At 72.6% G+C, this 25,319-nt stretch carries 20 protein-coding genes and 5 pseudogenes; 19 read left to right on the top strand and 6 right to left on the bottom strand.

Features of this window, described 5'->3' with window-relative positions:
* Nucleotides 1–300, top strand: a pseudogene (locus ACFWVE_RS30330) (ABC transporter permease); the annotation flags it as partial.
* A gap of 109 nt (nt 301–409) precedes the next feature.
* On the opposite strand, the gene ACFWVE_RS30325 reads toward ACFWVE_RS30330, so the two are convergent.
* The gene (locus ACFWVE_RS30325) at nt 410–583 is read right to left on the bottom strand and encodes a DUF397 domain-containing protein (protein WP_384020835.1); all 174 of its coding nucleotides are present in this window, start codon (nt 581–583) and stop codon (nt 410–412) included.
* Between the two features lie 3 nt (nt 584–586).
* Nucleotides 587–1,471 (bottom strand): DUF5753 domain-containing protein, encoded by an 885-nt coding sequence (locus tag ACFWVE_RS30320; RefSeq protein WP_384020832.1) that lies wholly within the window; start codon nt 1,469–1,471, stop codon nt 587–589.
* A 204-nt stretch (nt 1,472–1,675) separates the two neighbouring features.
* On the opposite strand from ACFWVE_RS30320, the gene ACFWVE_RS30315 reads away from it, so the two are divergent.
* Nucleotides 1,676–2,158, top strand: coding sequence for an ATP-binding protein (locus ACFWVE_RS30315; protein WP_384020829.1), 483 nt, complete (start codon nt 1,676–1,678; stop codon nt 2,156–2,158).
* Nucleotides 2,159–2,167: 9 nt separating this feature from the next.
* Here the strand turns inward: ACFWVE_RS30315 and ACFWVE_RS30310 are convergent.
* A pseudogene (locus ACFWVE_RS30310) lies at nt 2,168–2,467 on the bottom strand (IS5/IS1182 family transposase); the annotation flags it as partial.
* Here ACFWVE_RS30310 and ACFWVE_RS30305 point away from each other — a divergent pair.
* The 3 genes and pseudogenes from ACFWVE_RS30305 to ACFWVE_RS30295 all read left to right on the top strand — a co-directional run.
* A pseudogene (locus tag ACFWVE_RS30305) lies at nt 2,460–2,838 on the top strand (replication initiator); the annotation flags it as partial. The pseudogenes ACFWVE_RS30310 and ACFWVE_RS30305 overlap by 8 nt on opposite strands.
* The gene (locus tag ACFWVE_RS30300) at nt 2,838–3,083 is read left to right on the top strand and encodes a helix-turn-helix domain-containing protein (protein ID WP_384020826.1); all 246 of its coding nucleotides are present in this window, start codon (nt 2,838–2,840) and stop codon (nt 3,081–3,083) included. The pseudogene ACFWVE_RS30305 and the gene ACFWVE_RS30300, both read left to right, overlap by 1 nt.
* Nucleotides 3,083–4,396: pseudogene (locus ACFWVE_RS30295) on the top strand (tyrosine-type recombinase/integrase). The gene ACFWVE_RS30300 and the pseudogene ACFWVE_RS30295 overlap by 1 nt, the downstream one beginning before the upstream one ends.
* Before the next feature lie 553 nt (nt 4,397–4,949).
* Here the strand turns inward: ACFWVE_RS30295 and ACFWVE_RS30290 are convergent.
* The gene (locus ACFWVE_RS30290) at nt 4,950–5,276 is read right to left on the bottom strand and encodes a hypothetical protein (protein ID WP_384020823.1); all 327 of its coding nucleotides are present in this window, start codon (nt 5,274–5,276) and stop codon (nt 4,950–4,952) included.
* Nucleotides 5,277–5,339: 63 nt separating this feature from the next.
* On the opposite strand from ACFWVE_RS30290, the gene ACFWVE_RS30285 reads away from it, so the two are divergent.
* The 3 genes and pseudogenes from ACFWVE_RS30285 to ACFWVE_RS30275 form a co-directional block, all read left to right on the top strand.
* On the top strand, nt 5,340–5,564 hold the full coding sequence (locus tag ACFWVE_RS30285) for a hypothetical protein (RefSeq protein ID WP_384020820.1): 225 nt from the start codon (nt 5,340–5,342) through the stop codon (nt 5,562–5,564).
* Entirely contained in the window at nt 5,561–5,971 is a 411-nt protein-coding gene (locus tag ACFWVE_RS30280; RefSeq protein ID WP_256904575.1) for a PIN domain-containing protein, read from the top strand. Before ACFWVE_RS30285 ends, ACFWVE_RS30280 begins: the two co-directional genes overlap by 4 nt.
* 817 nt (nt 5,972–6,788) lie before the next feature.
* Nucleotides 6,789–7,148 (top strand): annotated as a pseudogene (locus tag ACFWVE_RS30275) (replication initiator); the annotation flags it as partial.
* Between the two features lie 475 nt (nt 7,149–7,623).
* On the opposite strand, the gene ACFWVE_RS30270 reads toward ACFWVE_RS30275, so the two are convergent.
* Complete coding sequence (locus ACFWVE_RS30270) at nt 7,624–8,178, bottom strand: HNH endonuclease (protein WP_384020817.1); 555 nt, start codon at nt 8,176–8,178, stop codon at nt 7,624–7,626.
* Nucleotides 8,179–8,546: 368 nt separating this feature from the next.
* On the opposite strand from ACFWVE_RS30270, the gene ACFWVE_RS30265 reads away from it, so the two are divergent.
* The 10 genes from ACFWVE_RS30265 to ACFWVE_RS30220 all read left to right on the top strand — a co-directional run bounded on the left by ACFWVE_RS30265 (nt 8,547) and on the right by ACFWVE_RS30220 (nt 23,708).
* The gene (locus tag ACFWVE_RS30265) at nt 8,547–9,632 is read left to right on the top strand and encodes a mechanosensitive ion channel family protein (protein ID WP_384020814.1); all 1,086 of its coding nucleotides are present in this window, start codon (nt 8,547–8,549) and stop codon (nt 9,630–9,632) included.
* A 164-nt stretch (nt 9,633–9,796) separates the two neighbouring features.
* Entirely contained in the window at nt 9,797–11,062 is a 1,266-nt protein-coding gene (locus ACFWVE_RS30260; RefSeq protein ID WP_384020811.1) for a 6-phospho-beta-glucosidase, read from the top strand.
* Nucleotides 11,053–12,027, top strand: coding sequence for an N-acetylglucosamine kinase (locus tag ACFWVE_RS30255; protein ID WP_384020809.1), 975 nt, complete (start codon nt 11,053–11,055; stop codon nt 12,025–12,027). Before ACFWVE_RS30260 ends, ACFWVE_RS30255 begins: the two co-directional genes overlap by 10 nt.
* 245 nt (nt 12,028–12,272) lie before the next feature.
* Nucleotides 12,273–13,754, top strand: coding sequence for a hypothetical protein (locus ACFWVE_RS30250; RefSeq protein ID WP_384020806.1), 1,482 nt, complete (start codon nt 12,273–12,275; stop codon nt 13,752–13,754).
* A gap of 17 nt (nt 13,755–13,771) precedes the next feature.
* Nucleotides 13,772–14,827, top strand: a complete 1,056-nt coding sequence (locus ACFWVE_RS30245) for a glutamate ABC transporter substrate-binding protein (protein ID WP_384020804.1) — start codon at nt 13,772–13,774, stop codon at nt 14,825–14,827.
* A gap of 105 nt (nt 14,828–14,932) precedes the next feature.
* Nucleotides 14,933–16,279: a hypothetical protein gene (locus tag ACFWVE_RS30240; RefSeq protein ID WP_384020802.1), complete on the top strand. Its 1,347-nt coding sequence runs from the start codon at nt 14,933–14,935 to the stop codon at nt 16,277–16,279.
* Between the two features lie 22 nt (nt 16,280–16,301).
* Nucleotides 16,302–19,109, top strand: a complete 2,808-nt coding sequence (locus ACFWVE_RS30235) for a tetratricopeptide repeat protein (protein WP_384020799.1) — start codon at nt 16,302–16,304, stop codon at nt 19,107–19,109.
* Between the two features lie 12 nt (nt 19,110–19,121).
* Nucleotides 19,122–20,663: a PP2C family serine/threonine-protein phosphatase gene (locus tag ACFWVE_RS30230; RefSeq protein ID WP_384020838.1), complete on the top strand. Its 1,542-nt coding sequence runs from the start codon at nt 19,122–19,124 to the stop codon at nt 20,661–20,663.
* Between the two features lie 144 nt (nt 20,664–20,807).
* Entirely contained in the window at nt 20,808–22,178 is a 1,371-nt protein-coding gene (locus ACFWVE_RS30225) for a VWA domain-containing protein (protein ID WP_384020796.1), read from the top strand.
* 81 nt (nt 22,179–22,259) lie between these two features.
* The gene (locus ACFWVE_RS30220) at nt 22,260–23,708 is read left to right on the top strand and encodes an FHA domain-containing protein (RefSeq protein ID WP_384020793.1); all 1,449 of its coding nucleotides are present in this window, start codon (nt 22,260–22,262) and stop codon (nt 23,706–23,708) included.
* 22 nt (nt 23,709–23,730) lie between these two features.
* On the opposite strand, the gene ACFWVE_RS30215 is transcribed toward ACFWVE_RS30220, so the two are convergent.
* Nucleotides 23,731–24,726, bottom strand: coding sequence for a methyltransferase domain-containing protein (locus ACFWVE_RS30215; protein ID WP_384020791.1), 996 nt, complete (start codon nt 24,724–24,726; stop codon nt 23,731–23,733).
* 154 nt (nt 24,727–24,880) lie between these two features.
* Between ACFWVE_RS30215 and ACFWVE_RS30210 the strand changes: the two genes are divergently transcribed.
* Nucleotides 24,881–25,285, top strand: coding sequence for a globin (locus ACFWVE_RS30210; RefSeq protein WP_384020788.1), 405 nt, complete (start codon nt 24,881–24,883; stop codon nt 25,283–25,285).
* Nucleotides 25,286–25,319: the final 34 nt, after the last annotated feature.

The raw sequence follows: 25,319 nt of genomic DNA, 5'->3' as shown, positions 1-25,319 counted from the left end.
GCCGCACAGACGGCCGCCGGCGTGCCGCGCCCGGTACTGCACCGGGCACTGCTCCTGGAAACCGCACTGCCCCTGGCACCGGCCCTGCTCCTCGCAGGCGTCGGCGGCCTGGCGTTCGGCACCGGCTACGGCTACGGCTACGGCTACGGCTACGGCACGATGATGGCGAACGCACCGTCCCTGCCATGGACTGCCCTGCTGGTCCCCCCGGCGGCCTACACCGCCTGCCTCCTGGCCTCGGCAACGGCCCTCCCCCTGCTGAGCCGCTCGGCCGACCCGTCCCGACTGCGGTACGCCTGAGCGGCGGCGCGACGGCCATGCGCCGGAACCGGGGAACGGAGGTCCGCCGGGGACCGGGGCATGGCCGCCGTGCCGTCGTGCTTGACGCAGGCCAAGACCGCTGCTGCAGTCAGCCCAGCGACGCGGTGAATTCCGCCCAAGTCGCCGCGGTGAGGCACAGTATTGGACCGTCGGGGTCCTTGGAGTCCCTCACGGCCACGGCGTGGGGGGCGTCGAGGGCGACCTCCACGCATTCGCCGGAGGTGTTGCTGTAACTGGACTTCACGAAGTCGAATTCGGGCACCGGTCACATCTCCTGTCGGATGGTGTCGATGAGCCGGACGGAGTCACGAGGCGCAAGGCTCCGCCGGGCCGTGCGGTCGAAGAGGTCGTTGTACTCGTTGCTCGCCGCCTCGTTCTCCACCCACACGCTGGAGGCGATGGTGTCGGCCTGGACCACGTCCACCGCCTCGGTCTCGTCGAACGACAGGATGGTGAACGGGCCCGTGATGCACGGGTGTCCTCCTGCGTGGAACGGAAGGACTTGAAGCCGGACGTTCCCGAGTTCGGCCACCTCCAGAAGACGTTCCAGCTGTCGGCGCATCGTCGAGGAGCCACCGATCAGCTGTCGCAGCGCCGCCTCCCAGACCACGGCGTACACGTCGAGCGAGTGTTCCCCCACCGGACGGTCCTGCCTGCGCATCCGGATGTCCACGATCCGCTCGATCTCCGCAGGGTCCTCCCAAGAGCCGACTCCTTCGCTGACCGCCAGCGACCGTGCGTACTCGGGCGTCTGGAACAGTCCCGGCACCAGCGAAAGCTGCCAGGTACGCACCCGACTCGCGGCGTCCTCCATGGCGATGTACTCGGTCAGCGCACCCGGGTGCGGTGAGTCCTGCCACCATCCCTTCGCCTTGCGCCTCTCACGGTCCAGCCTGGCGAGTTCCAGCAACTGGACCACCGCCTTCTGGTCCGTCAGGCCGTAGAACTCGCACAGCGCACGGATGTCCGGATCACGCATCGGCACCCAACCGCGTTCCATTTTGACGATCTTGGAGTTGGTGGCGCTGATGACCTCAGCGGCCTGTTGCTGAGTCCTGGCCGCCGCGTCCCTCAGACGGAGGAGCTCCCCACCAAGCCTGCGGCCCAGGACAGTTGACGACCGGTTACCCAGTTGCGCAGTTCGCTTCACCCCCACATGGCGCCGGAATCAACTCGACACAGGGAATCGCGGAGACAATTGTCTCCGATTCAGTTTCACTCAGTGCGACCGACTCGCTACGTTCAGCACCCGGCCGCTCCCCGTGCGGCCCCGCCCTCGGCGGAAGTGCACCGCCCTGCCCTCGCACAGGCGCGGCAGAGCCACCGCCGCCCGTACCAGGAGGCGCGCCCCCCCATGCCCGTACCCGAGCCCTGTGCCGCACCCGAGCCCGGCTCCACGCCCGAACCGGTCCTCCAGGAGGACCTCCTCGCCTACACCCCCACCCAGCGCAGCGTCCCGCTCGCCCGGCGCAGAGCGGCCCGGCTCGTCACCGAATGGGGGCAGCCGGACCTGGCCGGAGACGTCGCCCTCGTCGTGTCGGAGCTGATGACCAACGCCCTGCTGCACGGCAGCGTCCGAGGCCGGTTCGTCCGCGTACACATCGCCCTCGGCCGGAACACTCTGCGCGTGGAAGTGAGCGACCCGCGTGGCGAGCGGCTACCGCACCCGCGCCCGACCGGAAGCACCGCCGACCAGTTCGGACGCGGACTCCTGCTGGTCGACGCGCTGTCCACACGGTGGGGCTGGGAACCACGGACCGTGGGCAAGACGGTGTATGCCGAGTGGGACGTCCCCGTGCCCCGCCAAATCCTCACAGGAACGGAAGGGATCGCCTAAAAAATCCCTTCAGGGTGCTGGGTTCTTGCGGGCGAGGGTCATGCAGTGGGCAAGCCGAAGGAAGGCGTCGTGCATGTCGTCTCGGGCTTACCAGCGGGTCCGTAGGCGGCGGAGGCCGTGGAATCAGACAATGGCGGACTCGCCGACCCACCGAACGCGGCCCATGCCCGAACCGTGTGACTGTCCGTGCCGGGCGATCTTGGGGACGACACCGCGTTCGCGCAGCCGACGGTGGTAAATGTCGTGGTCGTAGCCGCGGTCGGCGTAGAGCGCCCGGGGCTTGCGCCGAGGCCGACCCCGCTTGCCCCGACTTTCCGTCGCCCGGCACGTGCGGCAGATGATCCGCACCTGCTGGGATCTGGGCAGGCTGCCGGAGTTCACCCACCTCAATCTCTGGAAGCGGGCGCACATGCTCGGCTTCCGCGGCCACTTCTCCACCAAGTCCCGCAGCTACTCCACCACCCTCGGCGCGCTGCGCGACGCCCGCCGCACCGAACAGGCCCGCATCCACTCCGGCCTGCCCGAGCACGACCCGACGACCACACTCGTCGTCGGCCACTGGGACTACCTCGGCTCGGGTTACAGCCCCGGCCCGGCCCTCCTCGCCGCTGGCGTCTGGCGTCTGGCGTCTGGCGTCGCAAGGAACCGGAACGGCGTTCGCGGCCGAAGGGGGCTGCTGATGACCTCGCCCCCGCTCGCCGTCCTCCACGCGGAACCGGCCCCGGCCCCGGCACTGGACCCGGCACTGGACCTGCTGACGGTGCCCCAGGTGATGGCCCGCCTCCAGCTCGGCCGCTCCGCCGTCTACGACCTGCTCCGCACCGGGCAGCTCGCCTCGATCACCCTCGGCCGCGCCCGCCGCATCCCCGCCCACTCCCTCACCGACTTCATCCGCGCCCGCCTCGAACAGGAAGCCGCCGCCTGATGAACCCGCCCCGCGACACCCCCGCCTCCCGCCGTGTGCGCACCAACGGCGACGGGACCGTCTACCAGCGCAAGGACGGCCGCTGGGGAGCCGCCGGATACGTCCCTCGCACCCGGCAACACCCGCAAGCGCGTGCGCGTCTACGGCACCACCCGCAAGGAAGCCCTGGCCAAGCTCACCGAGAAGATCGCCGCCAGCAACCGTGGCCTCCCCGTCCCGTCCCCTCCGCGCAGGGCAGCGTGGCCGCGTACCTGGCGTACTGGCTCGACGCTGTCGCCGTCCACCACCTGCGCGAGAACACCCACACTCGCTACACCTCCTGCGTCAACCGCTACCTCGTCCCCGGCCTCGGCAAGAAGAAGCTGGCCAAGCTCACCGCGAAGGACGTCCGCACCTGGTTCAACCAGCTCCGCACCATCTGCCAGTGCTGCACGCGCGGCATCGACGCCAGGCGTGATGAGCCCCGCTGTTGCGCCGCCGGCCAGTGCTGCCACAGGCTGCTCTCCCCGCTGACGCTCACCTACATCCACTCCGTGCTCAAGTCCGCCCTGGAGCACGCCGTCCGTGAAGAGGAGATCCCGCGCAACGTAGCCCGCAATGTCCGCACCGGCACACCACGGCCCCGGCGCTTCGAACCCCTCACCGCCGACGAGGCCCGCCAGTTCCTCGCGGCCACGCGCGGACACCGGTTGCACGCGCTGTTCGAAATCGCCCTCCACACCGGACTCCGCAAGGGCGAGCTCCTCGGACTGCCCTGGGAAGACCTCGACCTCGGCGCGGGCACCGCCGCCACCCGCCGCACACTCCAGCGCACCAGCGCAGGCGGGCTGACCGCGCTGCCCACCAAGACCCGGGCCTCCGAGCGCCGCATCGCTCTCCCCGCCCGCTGCGTCCAGTCGCTGAAGCGCCACCACGAACAGCAGCAGCGCGAACGCGAGGCAGCAGGCACCGCGTGGCAGCCCAACGGACACGTCTCCACCACTGCGCAGGGCGGATCGATCGACCCGACCAACCTCACCCGCGCCTTCACCACGCTCCTCCGCAAGGCCGGCCTCCGCCGCATCCGCTTCCACGACCTCAGGCACTCGACCGCGACCCTGCTCCTGGAACAGGGCGTCGAACTCGTCGTGATCAAGGAACTCCTCGGCCACACCCACATCGGTGTCACCGCCACCGTCTACGCCCACGTCCGACTCCGCCTCCAGCGCGACGCCATCGACCTCCTCAGTAGCGCCCTCCGCACCCCCGCCGAGACAGCAAGTCAGCCCGACGACGGCGACGACTCGCCGCTCTGCGCAGCCCCCGTCCGCTGACGTTGCCGTCAACCGTTGCCGTCAAGATGCTCAAGAGGTCCCACCGGAAGGGTTCCGGTGGGACCTCTGGCGCCTTATTCACCTATGACGGGCCGCGTCTGCGATAGGAATTTCAGAATCCCCTTGAGAGGTGCAGTAAGATCCCTGCGATCAATCCCAGCTGCCTCCAGGTGCACGAGGATTTTCGAGCTTTCCTCACACCCAGGAAAGGCTTTCAAAAACTCAGCTACGCACGAGTCGAGGACATGGAATACGTGCCTCTCGATCTCGGAATCTCTACCACTACTCGCCAAGGTTTGCGGAGGAGCGGGAGGGGGTGCCATGATTATGCTTGGCGCGCCATCCCCTCGCGTGTTCACCAGGGCCTGCGCAACCCCAATGCGCGGGGTTCCACCATAGCGTTCATGAGCAAGCGGGAAGCTCAAGATCGCAGCACCACAGTCCACTCCGGCCTCAGGAACTGATCCTACCCGGAACTCAACTCCCGACAGGCCGCGCAAGGCTTCCCTGCATGCCTCCACGATTCGTACAGTGGATGCCGCAACTACGTACCTCATCCGCAGCTCAAGCCGGTCACAATTGAAGGCCTCCCAAGGATCTTCAATTCACTATTATTGAGAGCAACTCCGCCATCAATCACATCGGCAGTGTATGCCATGCGGGCACCCTCGGGCAGATCTGCAACCTTAACGGTGGTGCGAATCATGGTATACGGACCTTCCTTCGGATAGGCCGCATACGCCCTGCGAGAATATTCCGCAGCCCCTTTTTCCGTGAAAGAGAAATACTTGACGTTTCGTGCTCCGCTGGCGTCCGTGGCTGTGCCCTGGCGTCCGTGTTTGTTGCCGTCAGCGCTGCCGTCAGAGGTGCAGACCACCACGAAGCAGCAGGGCGGTCCGGCAACTCCTGGGCCGACGGCGGCTGCGGACCCTACACTGAGCGCATGACCGTACGCGAGGAAGCACACCGGCTGCTCGACGCGGTGCCGGAGGACCGGCTGCCCGACGCCATGGAGCTGCTGCGGCAGTGGGCGGAAGTGGAGCGCGGCGAGCGCCCCCGCCGCCGGTTCCGCACGACCGGCGTCTTCGACGGCGAACCCGACCTCGCGGTCCGCTCCAAGGAGATCGTCCGCGACGCCTGGGCCAGTGAGGAGCCCCGGAGCGCGTGATCGTCATCGACACGGGCCCCGTGGTGGCGGCCGCCAACCGCAAGGACGACTACCACCTGCAGTGCGTCGACCTGCTCCAGAACTTCCCCGGCCCGCTCCTGCTGCCCGCCCCACTGCTGACCGAGATCGGTTACATGCTCGCCAGTCGTGCCGGGGCCAAGGCGGAGGCCGATTTCCTGCGCGACGTCGCGGACGGCGTCTATGAACTGGTGCCCGTGACCTCCTCCGAGGTCAGCCGGGCCGCCGACCTGGTCGAGCAGTACGCGAGCCTGCCCCTGGGCACCGCCGACGCCTTCGTCGTCGCGGTCGCCGAGAAGTACCGCGCGGTCAACATCGCCACCCTGGACCGCCGCCACTTCAGCGTGGTGCGCCCGAGTCACCTCCCTGCATTCACTCTGCTGCCGTAGCCGGGCCGCCGCGCTGACGTGCCCGATCGCGCAGAGGTCGGCATGGTCTTGGACCGGTGTCCTGTCCGACGCTTCCCCCCGGCGACCCGTTCGCCGGCAGGCCGCCCTCGGGCGGAGAGGCGGGGTCGGTGCGCTTGCCGGTCCGGCGGCGCGGAGGCTGGACGGGGAGGGGTCTGCCGACGACGGGCCGCCGGGGGCATCGCTCCCCGCCGGGGGCGGGGCAGGCCGCCGCCCCCGGTGAGCCTGCGCGACGGACGTGAAGGGTCGGCCCCTGGTCGGCCCTGTGCCTGCGATCCGGCCGTAGGACGGTCGTAGGCGACAACTTGCTCCGTCAGGAGCCCAGCTCCGGTCAGCCCGGCGGTCTGGCCGGTTGCCGCTCACCTCGCAGTCCTGGATCACGCCCCGGCTACATGGGTGGCTCGACATCTGCCGCGCTGCCCTCCCGAGTGAACGGCGGGCTTGTCGGCGACGGCGGCCAGCTCTACGGGCGGGGCCCGCCTTGAACCTCGAACCTCGTAGAGAAAATCTGAACGCACCGCCCTGACCAGCGTCCCGGCACGGCGGGTCAGTGGCCCCGCTTGCCGTCGCCCGACTCCAGTGCCTCGACGCGGCCACGAAGGTCGGCAAGCTGCTGAGCGGCCTCGATCAGCGCACGTTCCAACACCTCGACGCGGGCCGCCGTCCCGCCGACGGGTGCGGTTGCCTCCGGCCCGCCGAGGTCATCAGCATCGTCGGCGGCGTGGCTGTGGGGGGCGACGAAGGCGCCCTTGCCGGGGCGGGAGACCGCCCACCCGTCCTGCCTCAGCAGGGCCATGGCCACGACTACACCGGCGCGGTCCTGTGGAACGCGCACGCCCCGGCCCTGTGGGCACGCTTCACCACCCACCTGCGACGGGAGATCGCCAAGGCCGCCGGACTGACGCAGCGGACCCTGCGCCACCACGCCACGCTCTCGTACGCCAAGGTCGCCGAGTACCAAAAACGCGGCCTGGTCCACTTCCACGCCGTCATCCGGCTCGACGGCCCCGACGGCCCCGACGGCCCCGACGGCAACACCACACCTCCGCCCCCGTCTGCCACCGTCACCGTGCTCACCGACGCCATCCGGGCCGCAGCCCGCCGTGTCCGAGTGGCCGTCGCGTCGGACGCGATCGGGGAGCGCGAACTCACCTGGGGCACACCGGCTGGAACGCTCGAACCTGACCGTCGCCTGCGCCGTCATGTATCTCGAGGCCGGCAACGTTTCCGTCAACCCCAGCCGTGAGCAGCTCGCCGCACTCGCTCACGAGTTGAACGGTCCGACCTGTACCGTCGGCAGCATCACGTCGTTCCTGCGCACCTGGAAACCCTGACGCCCCCCAGGCCCGCGCTTCGTCATCCCGTGCCGCCTTCAGTGATCAGGTTCTCCCGTTCCTGGCTGCGCGGCAGCGAGTCGGAGCAGTCGAATGCGGCGGTCACCCGGCCAGTCCAGGCCGACAGCACCCGTCGTGCCTCCGTCTTCCAGCAGCTCCGCCCACCCGGGCCACCCGCCGGATACCGGCCACCCAGGACGTCACAGCCCGGCCAGGCCCGCACCGTCCCGCCCGCGGTACCAGGGCCGGCCCCCGTACCGTGCACGCGGAGCGTGTACGCGGAAGCCCGGCCCGGCCCCGTCAGGCGGATATCCCGTCCGCGCGGGAGAGGCCGTCGATGCGGGCCATCGCGTCGGCCGCGCCGTAGGGCTGGAGGTAGGGGAGCCAGCACGGGTCGCGGTGGCCGGTGCCGATGATGCGCCAGGCCAGACCGGTGGGCGGGGCCGGTTTGTGGCGCAGGCGCCAGCCCAGCTCGAACAGGTGTCGGTCGGCCTTCACGTGGTTGCAGCGGCGGCAGGACGCCACCACGTTGTCCCAGACGTGCTTGCCCCCGCGGCTGCGCGGGATGACGTGGTCGACGCTGGTTGCGACGCCACCGCAGTACATGCACCGGCCCCCGTCGCGGGCGAAGAGCGCCCGGCGGGTGAGGGGAACGGGCCCCCGGTAGGGGACCCGCACGAATCGCTTGAGCCGGACCACGCTGGGTGCGGGGACTGTGACGGTCGCGCTGTGCAGGTAGTCGCCGGACTCCTCGAGGCACACGGCCTTGTTCTCGAGGACGAGGACGAGCGCGCGGCGGAGCGGTACGACGCCGAGCGGCTCGTACGACGCGTTGAGAACCAGGACGTGCGGCACGGATGCCTCCTTGTACGCCGGCGGCGCGTGGCTCGCGCCGGGACGATCCGTAAGTCAGTCTCTCCTCATGCCTGGTCGTGGCGCCACCATGTCCCGGTAACGGGCTGGAGGTGTTTTCGACCACACCGCCCTCCGGCCCGCGGGCGCCCCGCCCCCCGGCCCGCGGGATCACGACCGGTCGCACGTGAGGGCCGTCTCTTCTCCACTCATCGGGCAGGTCCCCCCACAATGCCCCGTTAGTGTGGTGATTCTGCCCAGCCGGTGACCTTTTCGTAATCCAGCAGACCTTGAAAACATGCAAGCCCCGAAGTTCGTGGCACCCCGACCGCCGCACCGGGGGCAGACCGTGCCACCTGGAGGTACCCGCCGTGTCCCTGTCCGCCGTCCCCCTGGCCGAGGAGCCGTCCCCGACCCCCTCGGATTCCGGGACCCCGATGGTGCCCACACTCGAGGACGCCCACGAGAGCGCCACCAACGCCGCCGGCTGGGTGGAGGAGAACTGGTCCACCTGGCTCGCGATCGGGCTCAGGGTCCTGCTCATCGTGGTGATCGCGACCGTCCTGAGAGTGGTCGTGCGGCGGGCGATCACCAAGCTCATCGACCGGATGTCGCGGACCGGCGACGCCGTGGACGGCCCCGGGCTCGGCGGACTGCTGGTCAACGCCGAGCGGCGGCGCCAGCGCTCGCAGGCGATCGGTTCGGTGCTGCGCTCGGTCGCGTCCTTCATGATCGTGGGCACGGCCGCGCTGATGGTCCTGGGCACCTTCCAGATCAACCTGGCCCCGCTGCTGGCCTCGGCCGGTGTCGCCGGTGTCGCGATCGGCTTCGGCGCCCGCAACCTGGTGACGGACTTCCTCTCCGGCGTGTTCATGATCCTCGAGGACCAGTACGGCGTCGGCGACACCATCGACGCGGGCGTCGCCACCGGCGAGGTCATCGAGGTCGGCCTGCGGGTGACCAAGCTGCGCGGCGCCGACGGCGAGATCTGGTACGTCCGCAACGGCGAGGTCAAGCGCATCGGGAACCTCTCCCAGGGCTGGGCGACCGCCAACGTCGACGTCACGGTCCGCTCGGACGAGGACCTGGACCACGTGAGGTCCACGCTCGTCGCCGTCACCGAGAAGATGACCAAGGAAGACCCCTGGAACGAGCTGCTCTGGAGCTCCATCGAGATCCTCGGCCTCGACTCCGTCCTGCTGGACTCGATGGTGGTCCGTGTCTCGGCGAAGACGATGCCCGGCAAGTCCCTGACCGTGGAGCGCGAGCTGCGCTGGCGCGTCAAGCGCGCCTTCGACGCGGCCGGCATCCGCATCGTCGGCGGCGCCACGGCCCCGGTGGAGATGGAGGGCCCCGACCCGTCGGCGGCCGTCGCGCCCCCGTCCGCCTACGCGAGCAGCGTCTCGCCGCAGTCCATCGCGGCGTCCCCGATCACCCCGCCGAGCACCACGAAGTAGCCGGCGACGGCGGCACGGGGAAAGGCCGGACCGGAGGGCGGCGCCCGGAACTTCCGGGCGCCGCCCTCCCCCGTACCGCCTGTCCCGTGGTCCTCTTGGCCCGGAAGAGGCGTCCTTCCGGGGTGCCGCGCTCACCGGAGCAGAGGGCTGAGAGGTCTGGCGACATGAAACTCACCGTGGTCGGCGGCGGTTCGACCTACACACCCGAACTCGTCGACGGGTTCGCCCGGTTGCGGGACACCCTGCCGGTTCAGGAGCTGGTGCTGGTCGATCCGGCCGCGGACCGGCTGGAGCTGGTGGGCGGTCTGGCCCGCCGGATCTTCGCCCGTCAGGGGCACGGGGGACGGATCGTCACCACGTCGGACCTGGACGCGGCCGTGGACGGCGCCGACGCGGTGCTGCTCCAGCTGCGCGTGGGCGGGCAGGCGGCCAGGCAGCGGGACGAGACCTGGCCGCTGGAGTGCGGCTGCGTCGGCCAGGAGACCACCGGCGCCGGCGGCCTCGCCAAGGCGCTGCGCACCGTCCCGGTGGTGCTCGACATCGCCGAGCGGGTCCGGCGCGCCGGCCCCGACGCCTGGATCATCGACTTCACCAACCCCGTCGGCATCGTCACCCGGGCGCTGCTGGAAGCCGGGCACCGGGCGGTGGGGCTGTGCAACGTCGCCATCGGGCTCCAGCGGAAGTTCGCCGCGCGTCTCGGCGTCGGCCCCGCCGAGCTGCACCTCGACCACGTGGGCCTGAACCACCTCACCTGGGAGACCGCGGTGCGCCGGGGCGGCCCCGGGGGCGAGGACGTCCTGCCCGCGCTGCTGCGCGGCCACGGCGACGCGATCGCCGCCGACCTCCGGCTGCCCCGGGCCGTCCTGGACCGGCTGGGGGTGGTCCCCTCGTACTACCTGCGGTACTACTACGCGCACGACGAGGTCGTACGGGAGCTGCGCACCAAGCCGTCCCGGGCCGCCGAGGTGGCCGGCATGGAGCGCCGGCTGCTCGCCCTCTACGCCGACCCCGCCCTCGACGAGAAACCGGCGCTGCTGGCCGAGCGCGGCGGCGCCTACTACTCCGAGGCGGCCGTGGACCTGGCGGCGGCCCTGCTGGGCGGCGCCGGCAGCCCGTACCAGGTGGTGAACACGCGCAACGGCTCCACGCTGCCGTTCCTCCCCGCGGACGCGGTGATCGAGGTGCAGGCGGCGGTGGGCCCGAAGGGCGCGAGTCCGCTGCCCGTCCCGCGCGTGGACCCCCTCTTCGCGGGACTGATGGCGAACGTCACCGCCTACGAGGAGCTGGCGCTCGACGCGGCCCTGCGCGGCGGCCGCGAGCGGGTGTTCCGCGCCCTGCTCGCCCACCCGCTGGTCGGCCAGTACGAGTACGCCGAGAAGCTCACCGACCGGCTCGTCGCACACAACAGGGAGCACCTGGCATGGGCCTGACCGCGGGCGTCCTCGCCGTCGACGCCGGCAACAGCAAGACGGACGTCGCCGTGGTCACCCACGACGGCGAGGTCCTGGCCACCGCCCGGGGCGGGGGGTTCCGGCCGCCCGCCGTCGGTGTGGAGGCGGCCGTGGAGGCCCTGTCGGAGACCGTCGCCGCCGCGCTCAGCGCCGCCGGTGCCCGTGGCGTCGCGCATGTCTCGGCCTGCCTGGCCAACGCGGACCTCCCCGTCGAGGAGGAGCGGCTGGCGGCGGCTCTGGCGGCGCGCGGCTGGGGCGCCACCGTGGAGGTCCGCAACGACACCTTCGCCATCCTGCGCGCCGGTGTCACCGAACCGCGCGGGGTGGCCGTCGTGTGCGGGGCGGGCATCAACTGCGTCGGCATGCGCCCGGACGGCCGCACCGCGCGCTTCCCGGCACTCGGCCGCGTCTCCGGCGACTGGGGCGGCGGCTGGGCGCTGGCGGAGGAGGCCCTGTGGCACGCGGCCCGCGCCCAGGACGGCCGCGGCACCGCCACCGCCCTGGCCGACACCCTCCCGGCGCACTTCGGCCTCCCCGACATGCCGGCCCTCATCGAGGCCCTGCACCTGGAACGCCTCGCGCCGGAGCGCCGCCACGAGCTGTCGCCGGTGCTCTTCGCCACGGCGGCCGACGGCGATCCGGTCGCGGGTGCGATCGTCGACCGCCAGGCCGACGAGGTGGCGTCGATGGCCGTCGTGGCGCTGACCCGCCTGGACCTGCTCGCCGAGGAGACACCCGTCCTGCTGGGCGGCAGCGTCCTGGCCGCCCGGCACCCCCGGCTGGACGACCGGATCCGCGCCCTGCTCGCCGAGCGGGCCCCCAAGGCCGTCCCCCGGGTCGTCACCGCCGCCCCGGTCCTGGGCGCGGCCCTCCTCGGCCTGGACCACCTGACGGCCCCACCGGGCGCCCAGGCCCGGCTGCGGGCCCATTACGAGCGGGGGTAGGGGAAAGCGTGCCGGGCAGCCCTCGGCACCGGCCTCCGGACGCCCGCGAGCTCTGCCCGGAACCAACCGGATTCCCCCGGCGTGTTCGTGGGCAGGGGGTGGTGCGGGGAGCGGTCCCGGGCGCACTCGTGTACCCAAGGCGCCGGTGACCGTACGGCCGTCGGATCAAGATCGTGCCAAGGCCGGTGCATATGTCGGTTCCTGCGGCGATACTTGCGGGGACGAATGACCATGGGGGAGGCCGAGTGACCCACACGCCGAGCGGTGGCGCGCCGCCCCCGGGCGCGGCCGTGCCCGTGACGCCCGCCCTGCCCGCCGTACCGCCGCAGTCCGGGCCGGGCGGCGCCCCGGCCCCGCGGCAGGCACCCGGCGGCTCCCAACTCCCCGCGTTCCGGCGGCAGCCCGAGGCGCCGCGGCGTACGGCGTTCGCCGAGGGTGCCGTCCGGCTGCGCGAGGCCGCCACCACCGAACCCGGCCGCCTCAGGATCATCGGCGCGGTCCTGGCCGCCCTCGTCGTCGCCTTCGGCGCGGTCGGCGCCTGGCAGATGTCCGACCGGGCCGCGGCGGCCGACGGCGTCCTCACCAGCAGCGAGCCGCTCGCCTCGGACGCCGCCGACATCTACCGCTCCCTCGCGGACGCCAACACCGCTGCCTCCAGCGGGTTCCTGGCCGGCGGTCAGGAGACCGCCGCCTCCCGGGACAGCTACGAGAAGGGCATTCGCACCGCCGCCGCCAAACTCGTGGGCGCCGCGGCCCATTCGGACCCGGACTCCTCGTCCGCGGCGACGATCACCGAGCTCAACCGGCTGCTGCCCGAGTACAAGGGCCTGGTGGAGCGCGCCCGTACGTACAACCGGCAGGGCTACCCCGTGGGCGGCGCCTATCTGCGGTACGCGAACGAGAAGATGCAGGAGGAGATGCTCCCGGCGGCGGAGGATCTCTACGAGAAGGAGTCCCAGCGCCTCGACGCCGACTACGCGGACGCGACCCCCTACCCGTGGGCCGCGATCGCGCTCGGTGTCGTCGCCCTCGCCGCGCTCGCCTGGGCGCAGCGCCGTATGTACCTGCGGACCCACCGGGTGTTCAACCACGGCCTGGTCGCGGCCACGGCGGCGGCGACGGTGGTGCTGCTCTGGCTGGTCGTCGGCCACAGCGTCGCCCGCTCGGGTCTGAACGGCTCCTACGACCACGGCGTCCGCTCGCTCGGCGTGCTGCACGACGCCCGGATCGCGTCCCTGAAGGCCCGCGGCAACGAGAACCTGACGCTGGTGGCCCGCGGCGCCGAGACGAAGAGGGCCGGCGACGAGACGTACGACGCCTACGACTACGACTTCCGGCGCGACATGGCCGCCCTCGACAAGGGCCTGGCCCGGGCCGGTGAACTCGCGGACGACAGCGCCGGCGAGAAGCCGGTCGCCGCCGCCGTGAGCAACATGACCGAGTGGAGGAAGCGCCACGACGCCGCCCGGGAGCAGGACGAGAGCGGCAACTACCAGCAGGCGCTTGACCTGGTGATCGGTGACAAGGGCGCGACCGGCGAGTGCTTCGCCGGCGTCGACGAGAGTCTGGCCACGGCACTGACGCACGAGAGGCGCGAGTTCGAGGACGCGGCCACCGGTGGCCGGGACGCCCTGAGGGGCCTCCCCGAGGGTGCCGCGGGCCTCGCCGTGCTGGGCGCGGCGGGCGCGGTGCTGGGCGTCGGGCGCAGGCTGTCGGAGTACCGGTGAGAACGGAAGGGGGCGTGATGAGGAACGTACGACGTCTGCGGGCCGGGCTGCGGGGCTGGGGCGGGGTGGGCGCGATGGCCACCCTCTGCGCGCTCGCGCTGGTCTTCGCGCTGGTGCTGACCAGCACCGGGTCCTCCTCCGGCACCGGCGGCAAGGAACCGAGGACCGCCGGACGGGCCGTGACGGAGGCCGCGGGCGCGAAGGCGGCCGAGGAGTGCGACGATCCGGAGAAGCAGACCCTGTCCCCCTCCGGTGACGACGGCCCGACGATCGACGGGATCAAGGCCCGCAAGGGCGAGAAGCGCAAACTGATGGTCGGCGTGGACCAGAACAGCTACCGCTGGGGCTACCGCGACCCCAACAGCCCGGGGAGCGCCGGGCTCGAGGGCTTCGACATCGACCTGGTGCACCGCATCGCCGAGGACATACTCGGCGACCGGAACGCCGTCCAGTTCAAGGCGATCCCCACCGACCAGCGCATTCCGGCGATCAGGAGCGGCCGGGTCGACATGGTGGTCCGCACGATGACGATCGCCTGCGACCGCCTGAAGGACGTGGCCTTCTCCGCCCCGTACTTCAGGACCGGACAGCAGGTGCTGGCCCAGAAGGCGTCCCCGGTCGAGGGGTACGGCCCCACGCTCGCCGGCCGGAAGATCTGCACGGCGGCGGGTTCCACCGCGTTCACGACGCTGGAGGAGGACAAGGCGAGGGGTGTCCTCCCGCGGTCCGTCGACATCCGCACCACCGTCCCCAACCAGCTCGACTGCCTGGTGCGGCTGCAGCTCGGCAGGGTCGACGCGGTCGTCACCGACGCCGCGCTCGCCGCGAGCCAGGCCGCGCAGGACCCGACGGTCGAGCTCAAGGGCGACTCCTTCACGACCGAGTACTACGGCGTGGCGATGAAGGACGACGCGGACGACCTGGTCCGCCGGGTCAACCGGATCCTGGTGGACTTCCGCGAGGACACCACGGACGGATGGCAGGCCTCGTACGAGCGTTGGCTGTCGGAGACTCTGGGCAAGGATCCGGGGAGTTCCGAACCGCCGGCACCGGAGTACCTGCGGGTGAGCTGATCGACCGGCCGTCACTTCCCGGCCACCGCAGGACGCAGGACGCAGGACGCAGGACACGGAACGACTCACGAACGTCAACGACCGACCCGCAGCGAGAGGTGATCGATGGGCGACACGGATCCCACCGGGCCGGTGATGGACCGGGACGAGGTGGACCGTGCGCTCGCGCGGCTCGGCGCGGAGCACGAGGCGGTCGAGACCTCGCTCCTCGCCCTGCAGGACCACGCGGGCCGCAGACTCCTGGAGGGCGCCCGCCTCACCGGCCGTACCGAGGAGCGCTGGCAGGCCACCGAGGCGTCGATCACGCTGCTGTGGACGTACTTCGACGCGTACTCCGGCGCGTTGCGCACCGCCCGCGAGATCCGTGCCCGGCGCCGCTGGTCCAGCCACGACGACCTCGTGGAGCTGACGGAACTGCTGCGCGGCGAGTGCGTCACGCTCCCGGGCCCGGCCACCGTCCCCGTGCACGCGCCGGTGTTCCACGGCCGCGTGGGCCGCCTCAGCGAGCGCTACTCGCTGGCCGCGCTGGTCGAGCTGATGAACGAGCTGTACGCGTCCTCGCTGGACATGATCGTCGCCGCGGACGCGGTGTGGTCGGCGCTGCCCGCACGGATCGACTTACTGGCCGCCGAGCTCCAGCGCACCCGCAGGCTCGCCCACCCCGTGGGCGTCCGCCCCGGAGAGCACCCGGCGGGCGACGACCTGGAGCGGATCACCCGCACCCTGACCCGGCTGCGCGAGCAGGTGATCTCCGACCCACTGGCCTTCTGGAAGCCCTTGGAGGGCAGTTCGGCTCCGGGTGGCGGCCGGCCGGACACGACGGTGTACGACCGCGAGGCGCGCGCCCTGGAGGACGTGCGCCGCGAGATCGACGCGGTGCTCGCGGTCCGCCAGGACTCCGAGAAGCGGATCGTGCGACTGCGGGACGTCCTCTCGCGCGCCGACCGCACGCTCGCCGAGGCACGCACGGCGCGCGGCGAGGTGCTCGCGAAGATCGCGGCGACGGAGGTGCCGGTCGTCAGCGGCCCGCCGACCGCGCTGCAGGAGCAGCTGGCGACGGCCGCCGAGTACCGCAGGCACGCCCAGTGGCACCGGCTGTCCCCGCTCCTGGAGTCCCTGGAGCAGAAGGCGGAGGACGAACTGGTGCGCGCCCGCGAGTCGTTGACCGCGGTCACCGCACCGCTGGCGATCCGCGCCGAGCTGCGCGGCCGGCTCGACGCGTACAAGGCGAAGGTGGCCCGGCACGGCCTCGCGGAGGACACCGTGCTGGCCGAGCGGTACGAGAAGGCGCGCCGCATGCTGTGGAGCGCGCCCTGCGACCTGCGGGTCGCCGAGGAGGCGGTGCTGCGCTACCAGCACGCCGCCGCCGAACTCCTCGGTACGACGCAGCCCCGGGTGCCCGGACCGTCGGGCCGGGGCGCGCCCGAGGAGCGTGGGGGGTCCGGCGCATGAGCGACGAGGGGGAGGCGGGCGCATGAGTCAGGCGGAGAACCGGACGCACCATCAGGGCCGGCCCCAGGGGCAGCCCGGCGGTGGTTGCGGGGAGCGGAGCGGGACCGGCGGACAGAGCGGGGACGGGGAGCAGCGGGCGCAGTCGTCGCAGGCCGCCGCCGCGGCGCCCCGTGCCTGTCAGCGTCCCGGCTGCGAGGGCGCCTACGAGGACGTCGGCGGCGGCGAGCTGTACTGCGACACCTGCGGGCTCGCCCCGGTCGTGTCGCCGACCGGGGCGGTCGGCTCGGTCCCGACCGGCATCACCGCGGGCGGCCGGGAGCCGCGTGGTTCGCGCGGCTCCCGCGGCTCGGCCGGCAGTTCCCGTTCCGGCAGCCGCAGTGCGCGTACGTCGTCCGGCAGGACGTCGCGGTCGGCGAAGTCGCGGCGCTCGGTGTCCGGGCGGCTCTCCCGCCCGGTCGCGGGCGGGAGAGCCGAGCGCTCGGTGTCGGTGCGCGGCTCCGGGTCCACCGGCGGTTCCTCCGGCCGGGGCCGGCTGGGCGCGGGGCTGGTCCAGGTCCCGCCGATCCCGCGGCCCGACCCGCGCGCGATGGTCCTGGACAACCCCGAGGTGCCGGAGCGCAAGCGATTCTGCTCGCGTTCGGACTGCGGGGCCCAGGTGGGCCGTGCGCGGGCGGGCCGGCCGGGCCGCACGGAGGGGTTCTGCACCAAGTGCGGCCACCCGTACTCGTTCGTCCCGAAGCTGCGGGCCGGTGACGTGGTGCACGGCCAGTACGAGGTGGTCGGCTGTCTGGCGCACGGCGGTCTGGGCTGGATCTACCTCGCTGTGGACCGGGCGGTCTCGGACCGCTGGGTGGTCCTCAAGGGCCTGTTGGACACGGGCGACCAGGACGCGATGGAGGCGGCGATCTCCGAGCGGCGCTTCCTCGCGGAGATCGAGCACGCCAACATCGTGCGGATCTACAACTTCGTGGAGCACCTCGACCAGCGCACCGGTTCGCTGGACGGCTACATCGTCATGGAGTACGTCGGCGGCAAGGCCCTCAAGGACATCGCCAACGGCCGCCGCACACCGGACGGCAGGCGGGACCCGCTGCCGGTGGAGCAGGCGTGCGCGTACGGCATCGAGGCGCTCGAGGCGCTGGGGCACCTGCACTCCCGCAACCTGCTGTACTGCGACTTCAAGGTCGACAACGCGATCCAGACCGAGGACGAGCTCAAGCTGATCGACATGGGCGCGGTGCGCCGGGTGGACGACGACGAGTCGGCCATCTACGGCACGGTCGGCTACCAGGCCCCGGAGGTCGCCGAGACCGGCCCCTCGGTCGCCTCCGACCTGTACACGGTCGCCCGGACGCTCGCCGTCCTCACGTTCGACTTCCAGGGCTACACGAACGTCTACGCGGACTCGCTGCCCGACCCGGACCACATCGACGTCTTCCGGCAGTACGAGTCGTTCTACCGGCTGCTGGTGCGCGCCACCGATCCCGACCCGGCCCGCCGGTTCTCCTCCGCGCAGGAGATGGCCGAGCAGCTCACCGGCGTCCTGCGCGAGGTCGTCTCGGTCCAGTCGGGCCGCGCCCGCCCCGCCCTGTCGACCCTGTTCGGCCCGGAGCTGCGGGTGACGGACACCGAGCTGTTCCCCCAGGCGTACGGCGATGTGTCCCGGTTCGGGGCGCGGGCGGTACCCCGAAGAGAGGGACCGGGACGCGGGCGGTCGAAGCGGTCGGCGCGGGGCGCGCGGCCCCAGCGGCTCCCCGGGGGACCGGGTGGGGGCACGGCGGGCGGACAGCCCGGCACGCCGGGCGGCTCCGTGTCCCCGGGCACCCTTCCGGCCGCCGCCCCGGACGGTCTCGTCGAGCCCGTCGACACCGCCGCGGCGGCGCTCGCGCTGCCCGTCCCGCGCGTCGACCCGGCCGACCCCAACGCCGGTTTCCTCGCGGGCCTGGTGGCCTCCGCGCCCGCGGAGCTGGTCAACGCCCTGGCCGCGGTGCCCGCGCCGTCGGCCGAGACCCGGCTGCGGCAGGTCCGCGCCTGGCTGGAGACCGGCGAGCCGGACCCCGCGCTGGCCGTGCTGCGGACCCTTCGGGAGCAGGACCCCGACGACTGGCGGGTGGTCTGGTACCGCGGGGTCGCCGCCCTGGTCACCGGCGACCACGAGGGCGCCGCGCTCGCCTTCGACGCGATCTACGACGCCTTCCCCGGCGAGATCGCGCCGAAGCTGGCGCTCGGCCTGTGCGCCGAGGTGCTGGGCCAGCTCGACAACGCGGCCGAGTACTACCGCCTGGTGTGGTCCACCGACCCGAGCCATGTGAGCGCGGCGTTCGGCCTGGCCCGGGTGCGGCTCGCCACCGGCGACCGGCGGGGCGCCGTACGGACGCTGGAGTCGGTGCCGGAGTCCTCGGTCCACTGCACGGCCGCGCGGGTGGCGGCCGTACGCGCCCGGCTGCGGGGGCGGACCGCGACCGCGGGTGACGTACCGTTCCTTGACGACCTGAGTGCCGCGGCGGGCCAGGTCGAGGCCCTGGACGCGTACGGTCTGGATCCGGCGCGCCGGGAGCAGTTGGCGGCCGAGGTCCTCGGCTGTGCGCTCGACTGGGTACTCTCCGGGGGCCAGGGTTCCGTTCCGCCTCCGCTTCCGGCTCCGCCGGGACGGGGACGGCGGAACGCCGCCGGGGGACGGACACTGCTCGGCAGCGGACTGGACGAGCGGGACCTGCGCTTCGGACTCGAGCGCTCGTACCGCACGCTGGCCCGGCTGGCGCGGAGCGGTGAGGAGAGGATCGACCTGGTGGAACGTGCCAACCGTTACCGCCCCCGGACGTGGGTGTAGTTGATGTCCCAGATGCCCCAGCAGGCCGCGCTGTCGAAGTGCCCGAGCTGCGAGGAACCCCTCGAGTCGGGTGACCGTTTCTGCGGTGCGTGCGGATACGACCTGTCGGTCGTCCCGGCACCGCCGGCGGATCATCCGACGATCACCATGAACACCGGGAACACCGGGAACGGCTCGGTGCCGTCGCCGAGTCCGGCGGAGCGCGGGGCACCCCGGCCTCCGGCCGCGCCCCCGACGCCCCCGACGCCCCCGGCGGCTCCTGCGGTCGCGGCCCCGGTTCGTCCGGCCCCGGCCGAGCCGGACTGGCCCACCGTCCGCCCGGACAGTTCCGGCGTGTCCGCTCCGACGCACCGGCCCGCGGACCTGGTGGGCACCGACTCGAGCGGCCTGCCGCTGACCGGCCACCCCCATCCCCATCCCCACCCCCACGCCCAGCACCCCGCCTCCGTACCTCCGCCCCCGCCCACGCCCCCGGCACCCCCCGCCGGGACCCCCCGGTCCTCCGGCGTGCGCTTCGACCGCCCGGCCCAGCCGGTCGCCGAGCCGGCGGTCCCGCAGCCCGAGGACTACCCGCTCCAGGCCCCGGATCCGCGTGTGGCCGCCGAGCAGGGCGGCGAAAAGGGTTCGGCAGTCCCGGGCGGCACCGTGTGTGTGGCCTGTCGTGCGGGCAGGGTGGACGACGACGGCTACTGCGAGAACTGCGGCCACGCCCAGCCACGCGAACGGGACCACATGGAACAGGAATGCGGCCCGCTGGCCGCGGTCAGCGACCGCGGCCTGCGCCACCACCGCAACGAGGACGCCTTCGGCATCGGCACCACCACGCTGCCCGACGGCTCCCCCGCCTCCGTCGCGATCGTCTGCGACGGCGTCTCCTCCGCGACCCGGCCCGACGAGGCCTCGCTGGCCGCGTCCCGGGTGGCGAGCGAGTCGCTGCTCGCGGCCCTGCCGCGGGGCACGCACCCGCAGCAGGCGATGCACGAGGCGATCATCGCCGCGTCGGACGCGGTCAACTCGCTGGCCGACGAGCCCGAGACGGAGCGGGAGCGCGCCCCGCACCAGAACTCCCCGGCCTGCACCTTCGTCGGCGCCGTGGTGACGGACGGTCTGCTGGTCGTCGGCTGGGTCGGCGACAGCCGCGTCTACTGGGTCCCGGTGGACCGGTCCGCACCTCCGGCCCGGCTCACCGAGGACGACTCGTGGGCCGCGCAGATGGTCGCCGCGGGCCTGATGGGCGAGGCCGAGGCGTACGCCGACCAGCGCGCCCACGCGATCACCGGCTGGCTCGGCGCCGACGCGTACGAACTCGATCCGCACACCGCGTCGTTCAAGCCGGACCGGCCCGGAGTGGTCGTGGTCTGCACGGACGGGCTGTGGAACTACGCGGAGTCGGCCGAGGAGATGGCCGGGGCCGTCCCCGCCGACGCCGCCGTCCGCCCGCTGCACGGCGCGCGGGTCCTGGTCGGTCACGCCCTCGACGGCGGGGGCCACGACAACGTAACAGTGGCCCTCGTCCCGTTCCCGGCCGCGCCCCAGGGGGCAGGATCGGCCTGAGGCCGCGTACGGCAGGCCCGTGACGGGGAAAGTACAGGAAGACCGCAGGAGAGCTGCGGACAAGCACAGGCGAACCGGAGGGGACCGGTCCGCCTTCTGTCGTCGCCCCGTTCGTCGGGGTTCTCCAGGGGGAGAGAAACAGGCATGGCCAATTTCGCGAAGTCGAACGTGCCGCGGTTCTCGGTGGACGTGTACCAGAACGAGTATCTGCCGGAGGGCGGCCGCGAGGTCAACGCCATCGTCACGGTGACCGCGACCGGCGGCGGCACCATCGGCAGCGCGGTGGCGGCCCCCCACCTCTACGCGCCCGGTGAGGGGCCGTCGGCGGCCGTGGTCCTCATGGTCGACTGCTCCGGCTCGATGGACTATCCGCCCACCAAGATGCGCAACGCCCGCGACGCCACGGCCGCCGCGATCGACGCCCTGCGCGACGGCGTGCACTTCGCGGTGGTCGGCGGCACGCATGCGGCGAAGGAGGTGTATCCCGGCGCCGGGCGGCTCGCGGTGGCCGACGCCGCCACCCGCGAGCAGGCCAGGCGGGCGCTGCGCACGCTGAGCGCGGGCGGGGGCACGGCCATCGGCACCTGGCTGAAGCTGGCCGACCGGCTGCTCGCGTCGGCGGACGTGGCGATCCGGCACGGCATCCTGCTCACCGACGGGCGCAACGAGCACGAGTCGTCCGAGGATCTGAAGGCGGCCCTTCAGGCGTGTGCCGGACGGTTCACCTGCGACGCCCGTGGCGTGGGCACCGACTGGGAAGTGAAAGAAGTCACAGCGATCGCTTCCGGTCTCCTCGGCAGCGCCGACATCGTCGCCGACCCGGCCGGACTCGCCGACGACTTCACGCGGATGATGGAGACGGCGATGGGCAAGGAGGTCGCGGACGTCGCTCTGCGGCTGTGGACCCCGCTGGGCGCGACCGTGAAGTTCGTCAAACAGGTCGCGCCGGCGGTCGAGGAACTGACCGGGCGCCGTACCGGAGCAGGCCCCCGCTCGGGCGACTACCCGCTGGGTTCCTGGGGCGACGAGTCCCGTGACTACCACGTCTGCGTCGAGGTCCCGGCCGCCGGCGTGGGGCAGGAGATGCTCGCCGCCCGGCTCTCGCTCGTCATCCCGCAGCCCGCCGGCGCCTCGGCCGGCAGCGGCGCGGACGGTGTCCACAAGCTCGGCGCGCAGGGTCTCGTACGCGCCGTGTGGACGGACGACATGGCCGCCTCGACGTCGATCAACCCCCAGGTCGCCCACTACACCGGGCAGGCCGAACTGGCGCACGTCATCCAACAGGGGCTCGATCTGCGCAAAGCGGGCGATTTCGATGGCGCAACGTCCAAACTGGGCCGGGCCGTTCAGCTCGCGAGTGTCTCCGGCAACGCCGATACTGCGAAACTGCTTGCGAAGGTGGTGGACGTCGTCGACGCCACGACCGGTACTGTGCGACTGAAAGCGAGGGTCGAGGAGGCCGACGAGATGACACTCGAAACCCGGTCCACCAAGACTGTTCGTGTAAAGAAGTGAAACTGAACTGAACGAGCCCGGCCTGCGGGCCGGAGAACTTCGGTCGGAAGCGACCGGACAAGGAGAGGGGGAAGCGCCGACATGCCGACCTGCCCGAACGGACACCAGTCGGGTTCCGAGGACTGGTGCGAGGTGTGCGGTCACCGCATGGCGGGGTCCGCGCCGCCGCCCCCTCCCCCGCCGCCGCCCGGCGGTGGCTACGGATTCCCTCCCCCCGGCGGCCAGGGCGGTCCCGGCGGCCAGGGCGGCTACGGAGGGCCCGGCGGCCCCGGCCCCGGCCCCGGTGGCAGAGCGGAGCTGTGCCCGCAGTGCCGCACGCCGCGTGAGGGCGCCGCGCCGTTCTGCGAAGAGTGCCGGTGGAACTTCCTGACGAACACGGCGACCTCGTACACCCCGGCCGCCCCGCGCCCCGTCGGCCCCGGCCCCGGTGGGCCCGGCCCCGGTGGGCCCGGCCCCGGTGGGCCCGGTGGCCAGGGTGGTCACGGCGGGTACCAGCAGCCGCCCTCGCCCCGGCCGTCGTACGGCGGTGGCAACGGCGGTGACTCCTACGACTACCAGGGCTCCCGTCCGTCCCAGGTGAACCGGCCGGCCGAGCCGATCCCGCAGGGCCCGCCCGGTTTCGGCGGCGACGCCTCACGTCCGGTACCGCCACCGCCCGGTCCGGGCGGATACGGAGGGCCCGGTGGCCCCGGTGGACCCGGTGGACCCGGTGGACCCGGTGGACCGAACGGTCCCGGTGGACCCGGTCCGCACGGCGGGCAGGGCGGTCCGGGTGGCCAGGGCGGATATGGCGGTCCCGGTGGTCCGAACGGTCCCGGTGGTCCGCAGGCGTACCGGTCCGGTCCGCCGGCCCCGCCCGGATTCCCGCAGGAGACCGGCCGGCCCCCGCAGCAGGGCGGTCCCGCCTTCGGGGGCGACGACGACTGGGTCATCCCCCCGCCGTCCGGCGGTCCCGGTGGCGGCCAGGGCGGCCCGAACGGCCCCGGTCAGCACGGGCAGGGGCAGCACGGCCCCGGTCAGCACGGGCAGGGGCAGGGGCAGCACGGCGGTTACGGCTACCCGCAGCCCGGTGCGACCCAGGCGCCCCCCGGTCCCGGCGGCTTCCCGCAGCAGCACCAGGGCCCGGTGACCTGGACCGTGACGATCGGTCCGGACCGTGACTACTTCATGGCGATGATGCACCGCTCCGGCCCCGAGGCCACGGGCCTGAACCTGCCCGCGTACTCGCCCGAGCAGCAGCGCACCCTCACCGGCAACCAGCTCACGATCGGCCGCCGGCGTCACTCCACCGGTGACACCCCCGACATCGACCTGTCGACGCCGCCGGAGGACCCGGGCGTCTCGCACCAGCACGCGGTGCTGGTGCAGCAGCCGGACGGCAGCTGGGCGGTCGTGGACCAGAACTCGACGAACGGCACGACGGTCAACGGCGGGGAGGAACCGATTCAGCCGTTCGTCCCGGTCCCGCTCCAGGACGGCGACCGCGTCCACGTGGGCGCCTGGACGACCATCACCATCCGCCGAGGCTGAACAAACGGCACGTACGCGCGTATCAGGAGGGCAGCACCCAGCGGTGCGGCCCTCCTGGGTCGTCCAGCCACGCCCAGCAGTGCTCCTCGCCGACCGTGAGGCCGTAGCGTTCACGCTGCGGCCGTCCCTCGTGCCGCCACACGTCGTACGCCTCCCGGGCCCCGACGCTGCCCGCGGTCAGGGCCAGCAGGAACCTGAACCGGTCGTGCTCCCTGGCCCGGCGCGGCACGTCGGCCAGGTCGCTCGCGTCGGCCGGCACCCCCCGCGACCTGTTCGCGCCGCGCAGCGGTACGAAGTAGGCGGGCGTACGCAGGAAACGGCCCTCGGCGTGCCCCGGGCCGTGCACGGTGAGGGCGACCAGGCCGGTGGCGAACGGGGCGAGGACGCGGGCGCCGGGCCGGCACTGGGCGAGCCAGGCTCCGGGCACGGACGGCAGCGCGCAGGTCACGATGATCCGGTCGTAGGGGGCGCGTGCGGGCACCCCGCGGGCGCCGTCGCCGGTGACGACCACCGGGTGGTGACCGGCGGCGTCCAGGTGCCGACGGGCCGACTCGGTGATCTCCGGGTCGAGGTCGACGGTGGTGACCAGGTCGTCGTCCCCGAGCCGGTGCGCGAGCAGGGCGGCGTTGTAGCCGCTGCCGGTGCCGATCTCCAGGACCCGGTCGCCGTCGCGGACGCCCAGTTCGACGAGCATCACCGCCATGAGGGACGGCTGGCTGCTGGAGGAGAGCAGCTCGCCGTCACGCATCCGGATGGCCAGCGGGACGTCCTCGTACACGCCGCGCAGCCAGGCCTCGCGCGCCCGGAGGTCGGTGCTCTCGCCCCACCGCCGCTCGTAGCCGCCGATGGCGCCCACGTAGTAGGACGGCACGAACAGATGGCGCGGGACGGCAGCGAACGCCTCCCGCCACACCGGGTCGGCGTCGAACGCCCCGCTCGCGTCGATCTCGCGCACCAGCGCCGCCCGCGCCGCACCGGCGAGGTCGTCGAGATCCTGCTGAACAGCGTGCCCGCCCATACCTCCACAGTACGAGCACCGGCCCGGGGACGGGACCCGGAGCCGGGCCCGGGAGGGGTCCCGTCCCCGGCCCGGTGGCGGCCCGGGACCAAAGGACCGGAAGGCGGGACCTGGGCCTTGAGGCCTATGCCGGCGCGTCTGAGACGATGGACGGGTGACAGAGATTCGGCGCGGCACGCTTCAGGAGCAGACGTTCTACGAGCAGGTCGGCGGGGAGGAGACCTTCCGCCGGCTCGTCCACCGTTTCTACGAGGGCGTGGCCGGGGACCCGTTGCTGCGTCCCATGTACCCGGAGGAGGACCTCGGCCCGGCCGAGGAGCGGTTCACGCTGTTCCTGATCCAGTACTGGGGCGGTCCGACCACGTACAGCCAGAACCGGGGTCATCCGCGGCTGCGGATGCGGCACGTGCCGTTCAAGGTCGACCGGGCCGCGCACGACGCCTGGCTGGGGCACATGCGCGACGCCCTCGACGAACTCGGCCTGTCCGAGGAACACGAGCAGACGCTGTGGAAGTACCTGACGTACGCGGCGGCCTCGATGATCAACTCCCCGGACTGACAACCCCGGACAGGCGCGGGGCGCTGGGGCTCAG

Origin of the sequence: Streptomyces sp. NPDC058632, assembly GCF_042717095.1 — a bacterium.
GTDB lineage: Bacteria > Actinomycetota > Actinomycetes > Streptomycetales > Streptomycetaceae > Streptomyces.
This window is presented reverse-complemented; position numbering and strand designations above follow the sequence as displayed.

Bases quoted from the DNA above. Each gene is read 5' to 3' on its own strand.
- ACFWVE_RS30315 (WP_384020829.1), top strand. From the start codon at position 1,676: ATGCCCGTACCCGAGCCCTGTGCCGCACCCGAGCCCGGCTCCACGCCC.
- ACFWVE_RS30220 (WP_384020793.1), top strand. From the start codon at position 22,260: ATGCCGACCTGCCCGAACGGACACCAGTCGGGTTCCGAGGACTGGTGC.
- ACFWVE_RS30240 (WP_384020802.1), top strand. From the start codon at position 14,933: ATGGGCGACACGGATCCCACCGGGCCGGTGATGGACCGGGACGAGGTG.
- ACFWVE_RS30235 (WP_384020799.1), top strand. From the start codon at position 16,302: ATGAGTCAGGCGGAGAACCGGACGCACCATCAGGGCCGGCCCCAGGGG.
- ACFWVE_RS30255 (WP_384020809.1), top strand. From the start codon at position 11,053: ATGGGCCTGACCGCGGGCGTCCTCGCCGTCGACGCCGGCAACAGCAAG.
- ACFWVE_RS30225 (WP_384020796.1), top strand. From the start codon at position 20,808: ATGGCCAATTTCGCGAAGTCGAACGTGCCGCGGTTCTCGGTGGACGTG.
- ACFWVE_RS30260 (WP_384020811.1), top strand. From the start codon at position 9,797: ATGAAACTCACCGTGGTCGGCGGCGGTTCGACCTACACACCCGAACTC.
- ACFWVE_RS30230 (WP_384020838.1), top strand. From the start codon at position 19,122: ATGCCCCAGCAGGCCGCGCTGTCGAAGTGCCCGAGCTGCGAGGAACCC.
- ACFWVE_RS30300 (WP_384020826.1), top strand. From the start codon at position 2,838: ATGACCTCGCCCCCGCTCGCCGTCCTCCACGCGGAACCGGCCCCGGCC.
- ACFWVE_RS30285 (WP_384020820.1), top strand. From the start codon at position 5,340: ATGACCGTACGCGAGGAAGCACACCGGCTGCTCGACGCGGTGCCGGAG.
- ACFWVE_RS30215 (WP_384020791.1), bottom strand. From the start codon at position 24,726: ATGGGCGGGCACGCTGTTCAGCAGGATCTCGACGACCTCGCCGGTGCG.
- ACFWVE_RS30245 (WP_384020804.1), top strand. From the start codon at position 13,772: ATGAGGAACGTACGACGTCTGCGGGCCGGGCTGCGGGGCTGGGGCGGG.